This window comes from Caballeronia udeis (assembly GCF_044909315.1).
GTDB classification, from domain to species: domain Bacteria; phylum Pseudomonadota; class Gammaproteobacteria; order Burkholderiales; family Burkholderiaceae; genus Caballeronia; species Caballeronia udeis_A.
In genome coordinates, this window is record NZ_JBIYEB010000001.1 from 418300 (window position 1) to 433758 (window position 15459).

General features: G+C 61.5%; 14 protein-coding genes and 1 riboswitch. Of the genes, 12 read left to right on the forward strand and 2 right to left on the reverse strand.

From position 1 onward, the window contains the following. The first annotated feature begins 22 nt into the window (after positions 1-22). Together fliD and fliT are read left to right on the forward strand one after the other, a co-directional pair. Complete coding sequence (gene fliD / locus ABH944_RS01960) at positions 23-1570, forward strand: flagellar filament capping protein FliD (RefSeq protein WP_404604122.1); 1548 nt, start codon at positions 23-25, stop codon at positions 1568-1570. A 20-nt stretch (positions 1571-1590) separates the two neighbouring features. Then, a complete protein-coding gene (gene fliT, locus ABH944_RS01965; RefSeq protein ID WP_404604123.1) occupies positions 1591-1890 on the forward strand; it encodes a flagellar protein FliT in 300 nt (99 codons plus the stop codon). 118 nt (positions 1891-2008) lie between these two features. On the opposite strand, the gene ABH944_RS01970 is transcribed toward fliT, so the two are convergent. Next, positions 2009-3019, reverse strand: coding sequence for a sodium:calcium antiporter (locus tag ABH944_RS01970; protein ID WP_404604124.1), 1011 nt, complete (start codon positions 3017-3019; stop codon positions 2009-2011). Positions 3020-3167: 148 nt separating this feature from the next. Continuing rightward, a riboswitch (yybP-ykoY riboswitch) is annotated at positions 3168-3345 on the reverse strand. A 244-nt stretch (positions 3346-3589) separates the two neighbouring features. Here ABH944_RS01970 and ABH944_RS01975 point away from each other — a divergent pair. Beyond that, a complete protein-coding gene (locus ABH944_RS01975; RefSeq protein ID WP_404604125.1) occupies positions 3590-5176 on the forward strand; it encodes an ABC transporter substrate-binding protein in 1587 nt (528 codons plus the stop codon). Positions 5177-5240: 64 nt separating this feature from the next. Here ABH944_RS01975 and ABH944_RS01980 read toward each other — a convergent pair whose 3' ends face one another. Continuing rightward, positions 5241-6320: an MBL fold metallo-hydrolase gene (locus tag ABH944_RS01980; RefSeq protein ID WP_404604126.1), complete on the reverse strand. Its 1080-nt coding sequence runs from the start codon at positions 6318-6320 to the stop codon at positions 5241-5243. A 111-nt stretch (positions 6321-6431) separates the two neighbouring features. On the opposite strand from ABH944_RS01980, the gene ABH944_RS01985 reads away from it, so the two are divergent. The 9 genes from ABH944_RS01985 (at position 6432) to ABH944_RS02025 (ending at position 15398) form a co-directional block, all read left to right on the forward strand. After that, on the forward strand, positions 6432-6896 hold the full coding sequence (locus ABH944_RS01985; protein ID WP_404604127.1) for a MerR family transcriptional regulator: 465 nt from the start codon (positions 6432-6434) through the stop codon (positions 6894-6896). Between the two features lie 162 nt (positions 6897-7058). Then, complete coding sequence (aceK, locus tag ABH944_RS01990; RefSeq protein ID WP_404604128.1) at positions 7059-8858, forward strand: bifunctional isocitrate dehydrogenase kinase/phosphatase; 1800 nt, start codon at positions 7059-7061, stop codon at positions 8856-8858. A 21-nt stretch (positions 8859-8879) separates the two neighbouring features. After that, the gene (gene can, locus ABH944_RS01995; protein WP_404604129.1) at positions 8880-9674 is read left to right on the forward strand and encodes a carbonate dehydratase; all 795 of its coding nucleotides are present in this window, start codon (positions 8880-8882) and stop codon (positions 9672-9674) included. Continuing rightward, positions 9667-10860 (forward strand): acetyl-CoA C-acetyltransferase, encoded by a 1194-nt coding sequence (locus ABH944_RS02000; RefSeq protein ID WP_404604130.1) that lies wholly within the window; start codon positions 9667-9669, stop codon positions 10858-10860. Before can ends, ABH944_RS02000 begins: the two co-directional genes overlap by 8 nt. Positions 10861-10881: 21 nt before the next feature. Beyond that, positions 10882-11559, forward strand: coding sequence for an SDR family oxidoreductase (locus tag ABH944_RS02005; protein ID WP_404604131.1), 678 nt, complete (start codon positions 10882-10884; stop codon positions 11557-11559). 60 nt (positions 11560-11619) lie between these two features. Beyond that, on the forward strand, positions 11620-12228 hold the full coding sequence (locus tag ABH944_RS02010; protein ID WP_404604132.1) for a glutathione S-transferase family protein: 609 nt from the start codon (positions 11620-11622) through the stop codon (positions 12226-12228). Beyond that, positions 12225-12647 carry a YchJ family protein gene (locus tag ABH944_RS02015; protein ID WP_404604133.1) on the forward strand — a complete coding sequence of 141 codons (423 nt, stop codon included), beginning with the start codon at positions 12225-12227 and terminating at the stop codon, positions 12645-12647. The genes ABH944_RS02010 and ABH944_RS02015 overlap by 4 nt, the downstream gene beginning before the upstream one ends. 361 nt (positions 12648-13008) lie before the next feature. Then, entirely contained in the window at positions 13009-14250 is a 1242-nt protein-coding gene (locus tag ABH944_RS02020) for a dienelactone hydrolase family protein (RefSeq protein WP_404604134.1), read from the forward strand. 362 nt (positions 14251-14612) lie between these two features. Further along, positions 14613-15398: an enoyl-CoA hydratase/isomerase family protein gene (locus ABH944_RS02025; RefSeq protein ID WP_404604277.1), complete on the forward strand. Its 786-nt coding sequence runs from the start codon at positions 14613-14615 to the stop codon at positions 15396-15398. Positions 15399-15459 lie beyond the last annotated feature (61 nt).

The following is a 15459-nucleotide window of genomic DNA, read 5'->3' on the forward strand; positions in this document are numbered from 1 at the left end:
AACCGACGTACGGAGCATCTCAATGTCGACGATTTCCAGCGCATCCACCACAGCCGCAGCCACGGCAGCCCAAACCGCTGCCGCCACCGCAGCAGCCGAAGCCTCCGCTGCGCAATCCATCATCAGCGGATCCACCGGTAATTCGTCACTGGATGTCTCGTCCCTCGTCACGAGTCTCGTCAACGCAAAGGTAGCAGGCCAGACCGCCACCCTGAGCGCGCAGCAGACGAACGACAACACCAAACTTTCGGCAATCGGCGCACTGCAGGCTGCATTGTCCGCGTTGCAGGCAGGCGTCCTGCCGCTGTCCAACGGCACGACCCTCGGCCAGTTCACCGCGACCGCGGACGGCACCGGACTGACGGCAACCGCCACCAGCGGCGCCACGGCCGGCGTCTATACCATCGGCGTGACGCAGATCGCGAACGCGCAGACGCTCTCGTCGGCGGCGTTCGGCGCGACCACGGCACTCGGCACCGGCACGATGAACGTCTCGGTCGGCGGCCAGTCGATGAGCATCGCCATCACGTCGGCCAACAACACGATCAGCGGCATTGCCAGCGCAATCAACTCGGCGGCGAACAACCCGGGCGTCACGGCCACGGTCGTCACCGGCACGGACGGCGCGCATCTGGTCTTGCGCTCGTCGGCCACGGGTGCATCGAACACGATCAGCGTGGGAGTCACCGGCGTGGCGAACGATGCCGGCCTGTCCAGCCTCGGCGTCACGTCCACGGCCGGCGCTAACGGGACCGCGTCGACCTACACGTCAGCGGTGAGCACGAGCGCGTGGACGCAAACCGCGGCCGCACAAGACGCCATGTTCACCGTCGACGGCACGGCGGGCACCAGCTCCAGCAACTCGGTGACCACGGCGGTCCAGGGCTTGACGATCAACCTGACCGCTGCGGCCATCGGCTCGCCGGCCGGCACGACGCAAACACTGACCGTGGCGCAGAACACCTCGTCTGCATCCAGCGCAATCAACAACTTCGTCAGCCTCTATAACGCCTTGGTCACCACCTACGGCCAGGTCGCGGGTTTCGACAGCACGCAGGCCGCCGGCTCGCAGGGCGGCGCGCTGCTTGGTGATTCAACGTTCAATACGATCCAGAACACGCTCGCGAGTACCGTCGCCGGCGGCGTGCCGGACGGCAATTCGACCGTCTCGCTTGGGTCTATCGGCATTACGCTCAACGCAGACGGCACCCTGACGGCCAACAGCACGACGCTCACGAATGCGCTCACGAGCAACCCGTCGGGCGTCTCGGCCCTGTTCAATTCGACAAACGGCGTAGCCGCGAAGCTGACGACCAGCCTGAACTCGTTCCTGGGTACGGGGGGCTTGGTCGCGAACAGCCAGAGCGCGATCAACACGGACCTGACCAGCATCACGACGCAGCAAACTGCCTTGACCGCTTACACGGCGCAGCTCACGAGCCAGTATCAGGCGCAGTTCACTGCGCTCAACACGCTGATGGCGACAATGAACAACAACTCGCAGTACCTGACGCAGTTGTTTGGCGGCGCCAATAGCGCGGGTGCGTTGGCATCGGCCAACAACACCTGATGGCGCAAGGATAAATCGACATGGAACAGAACAGCTTGATCGACCGCCTGCTTGAGCTGACGCTCGCAATCCAGCATGCGGCGGCCTTGGCGGACTGGCAGGAAGCGGCCCGCCTGACCGAAGAGCGGACCCCGCTTTTCATGGAGTTGACGCCGGAACAGGACGCCACGGCCATGGACGCGATCAAGCGAATCCAGGAAATCGATGCAGCCATTGCGGCCGATGCGAAGACGACGCAAGGGGAATTGCAGGTCGAATACAGTTCGGCGATGAAGAAGATCCAGGCGGCCAGCAAGTATCACCAGGCCGCCAAGTTCTGACGCAAGTTCGAAGCGGTACGCGGCCTTATCCTGGCTCTGCGAAGACAACCACGAAAACCAGGCGTTTGGCGCGATGCACCCCGGGCACCTATGTGCTTCCGGGGTGTTTTCTTATGGTCTAGCGCCCGAGCGTCAGCGCCAGATACAGCGCATAAAGGCCGCCGTTCACCAGCAGCGCCCACAGCACGATCCCGCCCTTCCTCGCGTTGATGCGCAGCCACGCGGCCGCCGCGAGCGTGATGAAAACGCCCGTCATCACCTCCACGCGCGGCTCCCACGGCGTCAGCATGATGCCGATGCCCGGCAGCAGGGTGCCCTGGAACACCATTGCGCCGGTGATATTGCCGAACGCCAGCGTATCCTTGCCGCGCCGCGCCCAGATGATGCTGTTGACCTTCTCGGGCAATTCGGTCGCGATCGGAATGATGATCAGCGAGAGCAGCAGCGCCGATATCCCCAGCACATGCGAGACGCCTTCCACGCCGGCGATAAACCCCTTCGCACCGCCAACCAGCAGCGCTGTGCCCAGGATCATCTGCAACACGATGGTCGCAAGCGAGGTCGGCAACCCGAAGCGCGAGATCAGCAGCCGCTCGGGCGCTTCAGTGCCGTGACCCTTCTCGACAAGAGCGGCGGACGCGCGAAACGTCGTCACCACGTACATGACATACACGCCGACCAGTCCCGCCGCAAACAGTGCGCGCACTTGCCATGCGTGATGGGGTACGTACATGGCGGCCGCCGCGATCAGGAAAGCACACAGGAAGAAGTTGAGATCGCGGGTGAAACCGCCGTGTTCGGGTGCGACGACCCCCTTGAGGCCGCGCGTCTTGAGCACGGCGATGGCCATCAGGCAGGTCGACAGGGTAGCGAGCATCAGCGGTGCGCCCAAGATTGCGCCCACACCGATTTCCTCGTTCACCGCGCGGCTGGCGGTGCCGCCCATCAACGCGATGATCGGCACGGTGGTTTCCGGCAGCGCCGTGCCAATCGCCGCAAACAGCGAACCGGTGACCCCTTCGGAGATGCCGAGCTTTTCGCCGAGATGCTCGAGCGCGTTGGTAAAGATCTCCGACGCCGCCAGGATCACCACGAGCATGACCGCGAGTTGCAGGAAAAGCATCGTCATGAATCACCTCGCGATAAAGCCGGCGAGGAAGCGAGGCAATGAGCAACGCAATAGGAATGACAGAACAGCGGTAGGGAAACCGGCGAACGCAGCGTATGGCCTGGGGCAGGCCTGAGGTGTTTTTGTTTTGGAGACACGATAAGTTCACGGTCGGACGTCAGCGAACCAGGACGCAATCCCGCGCCGTCCGACCGTGAACGACAAGATGCACCCATGGTCTCGCCAAACCTGACCGGTCGAACGCGCCACGGCTGACTAGCCGAGTATGTTGACGCGTCCTCCTCCCGTTGCGGAAGGAAGGCTACTCCCCAAAGACGGCCACGAGTTTAGCGTGCGTCCGCGGATTAGGCAACCGCCCGCGGCGGTCTTCAAAAAACTGTCACGAGCCCATATGGATATCCCGAATCGGTCGTTGTAGCGGAAATAACGGTTCAGTAAGCTACGGCCACGGAGGCCATTTCGTTGCGCTGACGCATCTGACGAAGCGCACCGTACAATAAGCCGCAACCGCCGTAACAAGAAACGTCTGACTGACTAACACTGACGACCACGTTCGTAACGGGAGATCCCATGCGCTTCAGAATGCTCGCAGCCGCTGTACTGGCCATCACGCCGGTGCTCGCGATCGCGAAACCGCTCACTGTGTGTACCGAGTCGAGCCCGGATGGCTTTGACGTCGTGCAATTCAATTCGCTGGTGACGACCAATGCATCGGCGGATGTGATCTTCAACACGCTCGTCTCCTACGATGAAGTCGCGAAAAAGGTCACGCCCGCGCTGGCCGAGAAATGGGACGTCAGCCCCGACGGCCTCACCTACACGTTTCATCTGCGGCCGAACGTGGCGTTCCAGACCACGGACTACTTCACGCCGTCGAGGAAACTGAACGCCGACGACGTGGTGTTCTCCTTCGAGCGCATGCTCTCCGACAGCAACCCGTGGCACAAAGTGGCGGGCGCAAGCGGCTTTCCGCACGCGCAGTCAATGGGCCTGGTCAAGCTGATCAAGTCCGTATCCAAAGTCGATGACAACACCGTCAAGTTCGAGCTCAACACGCCGAACGCGACCTTCGTGCCCATTCTCACCATGGGCTTTGCGTCGATCTACTCTGCCGAATACGCCGACCAGTTGCTCAAGGCCGGCCACGAAACCGACCTGAACGCGAAGCCGATCGGCACGGGTCCGTTCGTACTGAAGAGCTATACGAAAGACGCGGTGATCCGTTATGACGTCAACCCGACCTACTGGGGACCGAAACCCAAGGTGGACCGGCTGATCTACGCCATCACGCCTGACGCCTCCGTGCGCGCGCAGAAGATCAAGGCGGGCGAATGCCAGATCGCGTTGTCGCCGAAACCTCAGGACGTGGTCGACGCGCAGAAGGACAGTTCGTTGAAAGTGGTCGAGACGCCCGCGTTCATGACGGCGTTCGTCGCGCTGAACACGCAGAAAAAGCCGCTCGATAACCCCAAGGTACGCCAGGCGTTGAACATTGCCTTCGATCGTACGACCTATCTGAAGACGGTCTTTGAGAATACGGCTACGCCCGCTGTCAACCCATACCCGCCGAACACGTGGAGCTATGACAAGCAGATCACGGCGTACCCGTATTCGGTCGATCGCGCGAAGAAACTGCTCGCCGACGCCGGCTTTCCGAATGGCTTCGACACCACAATCTGGGTGCGTCCGAACGGCAGCGTGCTGAACCCGAATCCGAAGGTCGGCGCCGAGTTGCTTCAGGCGGATCTGGCGAAGATCGGTGTGAAGGCGCAGGTGAAAGTGATCGAATGGGGCGAACTGATCAAGGAAGCCAAGCAAGGTCAGCACGACATGTTGTTCATGGGCTGGGCGGGAGACAACGGCGATCCGGACAACTATCTGTCGCCGCTCTTCAGTTGCGCCGCGGTGCGCTCGGGCATCAACTTCGCGCGCTTCTGCGACCCGACACTGGACCGCATGATCGATGAAGGTAAGGAAACTGCGGACATAAGCAAGCGGACCAAGGCTTATACCGAAGCCCAGCAGATCATTCATGACCAGGCGCTGTGGATTCCGCTCGGTTACCCCACGGCGGCGGCAATCACGCGCAGCAATGTCAGTGGATATCGCGTGAGTCCGTTCGGACGGCAGAACTTTGCGAGCGTCGCGGTGCAATAGTCGCGGCGGTAGTTCACCTGCAGTTCAAGGCAAGGAAGCCGGGCGTGCGAACGCCCGGCTTCTTTCACTTCGGCGAGAAGCGGATCACACCGTCTTCGTTGTGCGTATGGCGCACGAGTTCGCCTTGCAGCCAGAGCAGGTGCAAATGCGCCAGCGCTTCGCCGAGCGCGAACGTCATCTGGTGGACATCGAGCGGACGCTTGAACATGAGCGGCACAATGTCAGCGGCGCTTTGCGGCTTGACCGCGCACGCTTCGCGCACTTCTGCCAAACGCGCGGCGTGGTGATCCCGAAGCTGCCCGATGCGCGTATGCATGCCGCGAAACGGCTTGCCGTGCGAAGGGAGCACGAGTGTATCGGCGGGAAGGGACTCGTAGCGGCCCAGTGAACCCAGGAACAGCGCGAGCGGATTCCCCTCCGGTTCAATAGCAAACACCGACACGTTAGTGGATATGCGCGGCAGCACCATGTCGCCGGAAATCAGCACCTTCGTCTCCGCGCAGAAAAACGCGCAATGTTCAGGGGAATGCCCGAACCCCGTCACCACTTCCCAGTCACGGCCGCCAATCGTCAGCTTGTCGCCATCGCGCAGCCGACGGTAAACCCGCGGGATTGCCGGCACCAAGGTCGGGTAATACGCATCGCGCTTGCGCAGCGCTTCAAGCGATACCGGGTCCGTCATTCCGTGCAGGGCGAAGTGTCGCGCGGCGCGCTCGCCGCCCGCGTCGGAACCGTCGCCGGCGGACATCACGCGGCCCATTGCGTACTCGCCGAGCGACATCCAGAGCCTCACCGGATCCCATCGTTTCTTCTCGCCGCCATTGCAGATCCAGTCCGCCAGCCCCAGGTGATCCGGATGGCAATGCGTGACGATCACGCGCAGCACCGGCAGGCCGTCAAGCAGCGTGTCGAAGGTGCGTTCCCAGTTCGCCCGGATCGTTTCGTCTGAAATACCGCAATCGATAATGGTCCATCCCGCCACGCCGTCGATCTCGTCGCGCATGACCCACAGGTTGATGTGATCGAGCGCGAACGGCAACGGCATGCGCACCCAGAACACGCCGGGCGTGACTTCCATCGTGTGGCCGCTGTCAGGAAGACGGTCTGCGAAAACGTAATCGAGTTGCTGTTCGAGCGGATTCATGCGGGTCGGGTCTCCGGGTTGTCAGTTGTTGCATTGCCGCCAAGTTGACGCTAACGTTAACCTGCATTTTAACGTCGGCTTCAGAAAAGCGCTGGGAACCTTGCAATTTCAATGACAGACATGCGCTACACCATCACCGAACTGGCACGCGAATTCGAGATCACGCCGCGCGCGATCCGGTTCTACGAGAACCAGGGCTTGCTCACGCCGGCGCGCGAAGGCACGAACGGCATGCGCCGCGTGTATTCGGCGCGCGACCGCACGCGGCTCAAGCTGACGCTGCGCGGCAAGCGGCTCGGGTTCACGTTGCTCGAGGTGAGCAGGCTGCTCGATCTCTACGATTCACCGACCGGGACGGCCGCCCAATTGCATGCGTTCCTTGACACCATCGCGGCACATCGGGCCGTTCTGGAGCGGCAACTGGAAGACCTGAACGCAACGCTCGCCGAGCTCTCAGCCTACGAGGTGCAAGGGCGCGCACTGCTTTCAGCGAACGCTGAAAAGCGCACGCGCCGGGCGGCGGTTGTGGCTGCATCGGCGGATACAGGCGCGAAGAAAGGCGCGAAGGTGCCTTGAGCGTGCAATGGGCAGGAACCGCGGTGAAGGGAGAAGCGAAAGCGTCCGGCGATACAATATCGGCCGGGTTCCAAGCCGGGTTTGATGCTTATAACGTAAAGACGTAATCACGTAGCGCACCTGGCGTACGTCGGACGACACCACACGAAGTGCAGAGTCGATATGAATCACTTTCCCAAGTTGCTGTCGTCGCAGATTGGCTTCGATGTCGCGGAAACGCTGCTCGAAGGCTTCGACCGTCACTATCGCGTGTTTCGCGATGCGGCCATCGCGGCGAAGGGGCTATTCGAAGCCGGCGACTGGCACGCGCTGCAGCGGCTGGCGCGCGAGCGCATCACGTCGTACGACGATCGGGTGGAAGAGTGCGTGATGCGCCTGGAAGACGAGTACGACGCCGAGAACATAGACGATGAAATCTGGCAGCAGATCAAGCTGCATTACATCGGCCTGCTGACGTCGCACCGGCAGCCCGAGTGCGCGGAGACGTTCTTCAACTCGGTGTGCTGCAAGATCCTGCATCGTTCGTACTTCAACAATGACTTCATTTTCGTGCGGCCCGCCATTTCGACGGAGTACATCGAGAACGACGAACCCGCGGCCAAACCGACCTATCGCGCGTATTACCCGAGTAAGGACGGGCTCGCGGCAACGCTCGAACGGATCGTCACGAACTTCCAGCTCGAGCCGCCGTTCGAAGATTTGCAGCGCGACGTCCAGTGCCTGATGCAAGCCATTAACGAGGCGTTCGGCGAATTCAAGGCCGCGCCAAATTTCCAGATTCATGTGCTGTCGTCGCTGTTCTTTCGCAATAAGGCGGCGTACATAGTGGGCCGGATCATCAACGGTGATCTGGTGGTGCCGTTCGCCGTGCCCGTGCGTCACGCGTCGCCCGGCCTGCTCGCGCTCGATACGGTCCTGCTGCAGCGCGAGCAACTGCTGATCATCTTCAGCTTCTCGCACTCATACTTCCTCGTGGATATGGAAGTGCCCTCCGCGTATATCCAGTTCCTGCGCTCGATCATGCCGGGCAAACCGAAGGCGGAAATCTATACGTCGGTGGGATTGCAGAAGCAGGGAAAGAACCTGTTTTATCGCGACTTGCTGCATCACCTGTCGCATTCCAGCGATAAATTCGTCATCGCGCCCGGCATCAAGGGGCTTGTGATGCTGGTGTTCACGCTGCCGTCTTTTCCGTATGTGTTCAAGCTGATCAAGGACAACTTTCCGCCGCCGAAGGAAACCACGCGCAAGAAGATCCAGGACAAGTATCAGCTCGTCAAACGTCACGACCGTCTCGGACGCATGGCCGATACGCTCGAGTATTCGAGCGTCGCGTTACCGCTGTCGCGCCTCGACGATGCGCTGCTCAAGGAGCTCAAGAAGGAAGTTGCTTCGATGATCGAATACGAAGGCGATAACCTGGTGATCAGGCATATGTACATCGAGCGGCGCATGACACCGCTGAACCTGTATTTGCAGAACGGCACGCCGTCGGAAATCGAGCATGGCATCAAGGAATATGGCGACGCGATCAAGCAACTGATCCAGGCGAACATCTTCCCCGGCGACATGCTCTACAAGAATTTCGGCGTGACGCGCCACGGCCGCGTGGTGTTCTACGACTACGACGAGATCGAATACCTGACTGATTGCAACGTGCGCAAAGTGCCGCAAGCCCGCAACGAGGAAGACGAGATGTCGGGTGAGCCGTGGTACACCGTCGGGCCGCATGACATCTTCCCCGAAACCTACAACACCTTCCTGCTCGGCGACCTGCGCGTGCGGGACGCGTTCATCAAACATCACGCCGATTTCTTCGACCCCGCTCTGTGGCAAAAGCATAAGGAAGAAATCCTTAACGGCGAGCTCGCCGACTTCTTTCCGTACGAACACGGCATTCGTTTTTGCGTTCGTTATCCTGAGCGTTTTCTGGACGGCGCACCCGCTGCACGCGCCGCATGAAACCTATCCGCACTGAATCCCATGTCCAATATCGACAACACAGACAACCCTGAAAGCCACGAGAACAACCCGCTCTCGCACCTGTTCGATAACAACCTGAAATGGGTCGATCGCAAGCTCTCGGAAGACGCTGAATATTTCTCCCGCCTGGCGCATCAGCAAGCGCCCGAATATCTGTGGATCGGGTGCTCAGACTCACGCGTGCCGGCCAACCAGATCATCGGCTTGCCGCCGGGCGAGGTGTTCGTGCACAGGAACATCGCGAACGTGGTCGTTCACTCGGACCTCAACTGCTTGTCCGTGATCCAGTTCGCGGTTGATCTGCTGAAGGTCAAGCACATCATGGTGGTCGGGCATTACGGCTGTTCCGGCGTGGGCGCGGCGCTCGTGGGCCGGCGCGTGGGTCTTGCGGACAACTGGCTGCGTCACGTGGAAGATGTGCGCGACAAGCACTCCGCGCTGCTCGAGGAATGGCCGATGGGCGAGGCGCGGAATCGTCGGCTGGTGGAGCTGAACACGATTGAACAGACGGTGAACGTATGCCACACGACCATTCTGCGCGATGCGTGGGCGCGTGGCCAGGAGATCACGGTGCATGGCTGGACCTACGGCGTGCATGACGGCCGTGTGCGCAACATGGGCATGATGATCAACGGGTCGGAAGAGGTCGAGCCGACCTATCAGCAATGCATCGCGGCGCTGGTTCGCGGTGGCGCGCATTCATCGGCAAACGATGTGCTTGCCTCCGATGCCGCCCGTCTCGGCGATGTCCCGGCTATTGTGAAAGGTGTGATCAAGGAGCTGAAACATGACTGATTTCGTCACTGATCCGGTGGTGATCGTATCGGCTGCACGTACGCCGATGGCCGCGTTCCAAGGCGACTTCGCCACGGTGACGGCGCCGCAACTCGGCTCGGTCGCCATCCGCGCCGCCGTGGAACGCGCCGGCCTCAAACCCGAGCAGATCGAAGAAGCCGTGATGGGTTGCGTGCTGCCCGCCGGACTCGGTCAGGCGCCCGCGCGGCAAGCCGCGCTCGGCGCAGGCCTGCCGCTGTCCGTCGGCAGCACCACGGTCAACAAGATGTGCGGGTCCGGCATGCGGGCCGCCATGTTCGCGCACGACATGCTGCTGGCCGGCTCGGCGGACGTGATAGTCGCGGGCGGAATGGAGAGCATGACCAATGCGCCGTACTTGCTGCCCAAAGCACGTGGCGGCATGCGCATGGGCCACGGCCAGGTACTCGATCACATGTTCCTCGACGGCCTTGAAGACGCGTATGAAAAAGGCCAGCTGATGGGTACGTTCGCGGAGCAATGCGCCGGGTCCTACAAGTTTTCGCGGGAAGCGCAGGACGCGTTTGCGGTCGAGTCGCTGCGCCGCGCGAAGCGGGCCAATGAAGACGGTTCGTTCGCTTGGGAAATCGCGCCGGTGACGGTCGCGGGACGCAAGGGCGATACCGTTATCGATCACGACGAACAGCCGTTCAAGGCGAATATCGACAAGATTGCTACGCTCAAACCGGCCTTCGCCAAAGATGGCACGGTAACGGCGGCCAATTCATCGTCTATCTCGGACGGCGCCGCCGCGCTCGTGATGATGCGGGCATCCACGGCGAAGCGCCTCGGCGTCACGCCGCTCGCGCGAGTGGCCGGGCACAGCACCTTCGCGCAGGAACCGGCGTTGTTCACGACTGCGCCTGTTGGCGCAATCCGCAAGTTGCTCGGCAAGAACGGCTGGCGCGCGGACCAAGTCGATCTCTTCGAGATCAACGAAGCATTCGCCGTCGTCACGATGGCCGCCATGCGGGAACACGACTTGCCTCACGACAAGGTCAACGTCAACGGTGGCGCGTGTGCGCTCGGGCATCCGATCGGCGCATCGGGTGCGCGGATTCTCGTGACGTTGATCGGCGCGTTGCGTCAGCGCGGAATGAAACGCGGCGTGGCGAGCTTGTGCATCGGCGGCGGAGAAGCGACGGCGATGGGTATCGAACTGATTTAGTGCAGCGTGCAGGAGAGCCTCATGAAAACCGTATTGATCGTGGGCGCGTCGCGCGGGCTCGGCCACGAATTCGCGCGAGCCTATTGCCGCGACGGCTGGCGCGTGCTCGCCACCGCTCGCAACGCGGCGTCGCTGGAAGCACTCAGCTCCATGGGCGCAAAAACCTTCTCCGTCGATACAACCCAGCCCGAGCAGATCGCGGCGCTGGGCTGGCAACTCGATGGCGAGAAACTGGATGTCGCGATCATCGTGTCGGGCGTGTACGGTCCGCGAACCGAACACGTGGAAACCGTGTTGTCGGAGGATTTCGACCAGGTCATGCACGCCAATGTCCGCGGCCCGATGCAACTGCTGCCCATACTCCTGCCGCTCACCGACGCCGCGCACGGCGTGCTCGCGGTGGTGTCGAGCAAGATGGGCGGTATCGCGGAGATGAACGGAACGGCGGGCTGGCTGTATCGCGTGAGCAAGGCCGCAGTGAATGCGGCGCTGAAGGCGGCATCGCTGGAGGTGCGCGGCTCGACTTGCATCGCGCTGCATCCGGGATGGGTGCGCACCGAAATGGGCGGCTCGTCGGCGGCGATCGAACCGGCGCACAGCATTTCCGGAATGCGCGCGGTGATCGCGGCGGCCGCCGCGAACCCCGGGAAATTCAACGGCTCGTTCGTGCAGTACGACGGTACGCCGCTCGCGTGGTGAGTGCGGTACATTGATACGGCTTCCGAAGTGCGTGCTTCAATCAGACAAAGAGGACATGAAGTGGCATATCAGGTACATGGCGTGGCGTCGTCGGGGAATTGCTACAAGGTCCGGCTTGCACTGGAACAACTGCGGCGGCCGTATGCATGGCATGAAGTAGACATGATGAACGGCGCCACGCGCACCGAGGCGTTTCGTCAGTTAAATCCGAACGGCAAGGTGCCGGTGTTGCAGATCGATGAGCATACATGCCTGTTCGAATCGGACGCGATCCTCTATTACCTCGCGGAAGGCACCCCGCTGCTGCCCACGGACCGTCTTTCGCGGGCGCGCGTCCTGCAATGGATGTTCTTCGAGCAATACAGTCACGAGCCCAACATTGCGGTTGCGCGCTTCATTCTTCAGTTCGTTAAACACCCCGACGATCCTCGCCTGCCCGAGAAAACCGCCGGTTCTTATCGCGCGCTCGATGTGATGGAAACGCATCTCGCCACGCGAACCTATTTCGTCGACGAGCAATACACCATCGCGGACATTGCGCTGTATGCGTACACCCATGTCGCCGATGAAGCCAACCTGGACCTCGACCGGTATCCGGCCATTCGCGCATGGCTGGCACGCGTGAAGGCGCAGCCGCGACACATCGAGATGCCGGGCGTCGACGCATGAAGCAAGCCGGTGAATGCCCGTGCGGCGGCGCGTCGCAGGGATCGGGCAGCGCTAAACGTCCGCCGGGCTACGTGGAATGCTGCGGGCGCTTCATAGAAGGCGGCTCACCGGCGGGCAACGCAATGGAACTGATGCGCTCACGCTACACCGCCTACGTGCTCGGCAACACAGCGTATCTGCGCGCGACCTGGGCCGCGGCCACTTGCCCCCGCGATCTGGAAACCTCCGCCGATCCCGCCACCCGCTGGCTCGGCTTGCAGATAAAACGCTTCACACCGATTGACGCTGATCACGCCGAGGTCGAATTTGTCGCTCGATACAAGCTCGGCGGCCGGGCGTTCCGGCTGCATGAGACGAGCCGCTTCGAACGCGATACCAACGGCCGGTGGCGTTATGTCGACGGTGATCTCCGCGATTGAAACGTCGTAGCGACGAACCTGGCTGCATCGACGGCAATAATTTCCTTAACGTCTGCTTTCGCCAAAAATTAGTGTGCCGCGCGGGTACTTTCTAATTGCGCCTATTGATTTTGTCCGGGTACCCTAGCTTTTCGCCAGTCGCTGGCGAATGATATTAAGTTGCTGTTTCATAAGCCAAATATCTGTCGGCGCGTCGGTGTTGCATATTGAAGCCCATTGTCTTGTCTATTCGGGACATGACTTGACGATCCAACCAGCGATACTGATTGACAGTACAGGCGCGCGGATCGATGGATTGTGACAATAAGCTGGCTCGTGCTTTGGGAAATCAGCCGGGTCAAGAGTGGGTGGGGTTTCGGGGATGGCATTTAGGCATGTGTTGTCAGGTGGTGTAATGGCGTGTGCGCTCGCGGGGATGTCCGCCTCGGCGCTTGCAGATCCGTTCGCGGGTGCGCAGCAGTACGCGAAGCTCGAGGCCCCTGCTTTCGGCACAGTGCCGCAGTCGCTCGGCTCATCCCTTCCGGTTGTTGGGTCAAATCTCAACGAGTCCGTCATCGAAATACCTTCAGGCGGCGTCTCGCTTGAAACCACCATCTTCAAACCTGATGGCCCGGGTCCGTTCCCCATGGTCGTCTTCAATCACGGCAAGCTTCCTGGCAATGCGCATGACCAGCCGCGCGCGCGTCCGATCGCGTTTGCGCGCGAGTTCGTGCGCCACGGGTATGTGGTCGTCGTGCCGAATCGTCGTGGCTTTGCGGAATCGGGCGGCGAATATACCGGCAACGGGTGTGATGTCGAAGCCAATGGCTTCACGCAGGCACGTGATGTGGCTGCCACGGTGGCTTACATGAACAAACAACCGTTTGTCGACAGCGAGCATGTGGTGGTGGCGGGTGCGTCGCACGGCGGGCTGGTGACCATGGCGTATGGCGCTCGCGACGCGCGTGAGGCGAAGGGTGTACGTGGCCTGATCAATTTCTCCGGTGGCCTTCGTCAGGACGAGTGTCCTGGCTGGCAGAAAAACCTGACGAGCGCGTTTGGTGCGTACGGTGAGCATGTGAAATTGCCGTCGTTGTGGATGTACGGGAGCAACGACTCCGTGTGGCAGGGCAACTTGCCTGATGAAATGTTTGCTTCATATAGCGCGCACGGTGCCCAGGCCGACATGGTGAATTTCGGCGCTTACAAGAACGATGCGCATCGGCTGATTGGGGATCGTGACGGTGTGTCGATCTGGTGGCCACGGGTGAAGACGTTCCTGGCCGGTATTGGCATGCCGACGGATCGTGAGTACCAGGTTTCGGATCCGCAGGCGCCTTCGCCAACGGGTTATGCGAGCGTGGACGCGGTGACCGCGGTGCCGTTCCTCGATGAACATGGCCGCGAAGGTTACGAAAACTTTCTGCATCAGTATTCGAGCCGCGCGTTCGCGGTGTCGGATTCGGGCGCGTGGTCGTGGGCGGAAGGGGGCGATGACCCCGTGGCGGTGGCGTTGGCGGGATGTCAGAAGCAGAGCAGCGATCCCTGCCGGTTGTACGCCGTCAACAACGCGGTAGTCTGGAACGATCGCAATGTCAGTCAGACGCAGACAGCGTCGCGATAATGCCTTTGGCTGGGTGGCTGGAGGAGTTCGCTGCTCCGGCTGCAGACAAGCCCGCCGTGACTAAAACGCCCCGCGCTGGGCGCGTACCACTCTGCACGAAATAGCCAACCCCCTCCCCACCCGAGCGCAAACAAAAAACCTCCGGCCGGGTGCCAGCAGGAAATAGCCTCTGAACCCCGCAAAGACCCTCCACGATAAGCGAAGTTAGCCGCATCACCACGTGATCGCCGAACGCGCCTCAGGTCCGCCGCAGGTCTCCGTACGCCTCAAAATCGAATCCCGCGACGAATTTAGAGATAATTGGTGCTGAGCGAAACACCGAGTCGCGCACATCGAGATCGAGAACCCCCATGACCGATGCAATGAACCTGCAGCGCCTGAAAGTCACCGTCGACGGCTACGTGGCACGCGTCACACTCGATCGCCCTGACGTCCGCAATGCCTTCGACGAGGCCACGATCGTCGAATTGACAGCGGCATTCCGCGCGCTCGCTGACGATGCCTCCATCCGCGTCATCATCCTCGCGGCGAACGGCCCCGCGTTCTGCGCAGGCGCCGACCTCAACTGGATGAAACGCATGGCAGCGTACACGGACGCGGAAAATCGCGCCGATGCACTCGGCCTCGCCACTATGCTCAACACCCTCTACGCATGCAGCAAACCGGTGATCGCGCAGGTCCAGGGTGATGCGTACGCGGGCGGCATGGGCTTGGTCGCCGTTGCCGACATCGCAATCTGCGCGGAATCGGCGCACTTCTGCTTGTCCGAGGCGAAGCTCGGGCTCATGCCCGCCACCATCGCGCCGTATGTGATCCGGGCAATAGGCGCGCGCGCATCGCACAGATACTTCGTGACCGCCGAACGTTTCGATGCCGCCGAAGCACTGCGTATCGGCCTCGTCCATCAGGTCGTTGCGGCAGACGCGCTCAATGCCGCGGTCGATGCCGTCGCGGCCGCGATCGTCGCCAATAGCCCGAACGCCGTGCGCGAGTGCAAGCAACTCGTCGTCGATCTGGCGGACAAGCCAATCGATGAAACGCTGATCTCGGACACCGCCGACCGTATCGCACGAATCCGCGCCTCGGATGAAGGGCGCGAAGGCGTGCGCAGTTTCCTGGAAAAACGCAAGCCGTCGTGGCTTGCCTGAATGTGATCGGGAGCGGCGCCTGAATTCGCCCAAGCGCATGATTGGCCGCTCCCCTGGAGTC

Excerpts from the sequence above, each read along its gene's own strand:
- fliD (WP_404604122.1), top strand. The coding sequence starts at position 23 with ATGTCGACGATTTCCAGCGCATCCACCACAGCCGCAGCCACGGCAGCC.
- fliT (WP_404604123.1), top strand. The coding sequence starts at position 1,591 with ATGGAACAGAACAGCTTGATCGACCGCCTGCTTGAGCTGACGCTCGCA.
- ABH944_RS01970 (WP_404604124.1), bottom strand. The coding sequence starts at position 3,019 with ATGACGATGCTTTTCCTGCAACTCGCGGTCATGCTCGTGGTGATCCTG.
- ABH944_RS01975 (WP_404604125.1), top strand. The coding sequence starts at position 3,590 with ATGCGCTTCAGAATGCTCGCAGCCGCTGTACTGGCCATCACGCCGGTG.
- ABH944_RS01980 (WP_404604126.1), bottom strand. The coding sequence starts at position 6,320 with ATGAATCCGCTCGAACAGCAACTCGATTACGTTTTCGCAGACCGTCTT.
- ABH944_RS01985 (WP_404604127.1), top strand. The coding sequence starts at position 6,432 with ATGACAGACATGCGCTACACCATCACCGAACTGGCACGCGAATTCGAG.
- aceK (WP_404604128.1), top strand. The coding sequence starts at position 7,059 with ATGAATCACTTTCCCAAGTTGCTGTCGTCGCAGATTGGCTTCGATGTC.
- can (WP_404604129.1), top strand. The coding sequence starts at position 8,880 with ATGTCCAATATCGACAACACAGACAACCCTGAAAGCCACGAGAACAAC.
- ABH944_RS02000 (WP_404604130.1), top strand. The coding sequence starts at position 9,667 with ATGACTGATTTCGTCACTGATCCGGTGGTGATCGTATCGGCTGCACGT.
- ABH944_RS02005 (WP_404604131.1), top strand. The coding sequence starts at position 10,882 with ATGAAAACCGTATTGATCGTGGGCGCGTCGCGCGGGCTCGGCCACGAA.
- ABH944_RS02015 (WP_404604133.1), top strand. The coding sequence starts at position 12,225 with ATGAAGCAAGCCGGTGAATGCCCGTGCGGCGGCGCGTCGCAGGGATCG.
- ABH944_RS02020 (WP_404604134.1), top strand. The coding sequence starts at position 13,009 with ATGGCATTTAGGCATGTGTTGTCAGGTGGTGTAATGGCGTGTGCGCTC.
- ABH944_RS02025 (WP_404604277.1), top strand. The coding sequence starts at position 14,613 with ATGAACCTGCAGCGCCTGAAAGTCACCGTCGACGGCTACGTGGCACGC.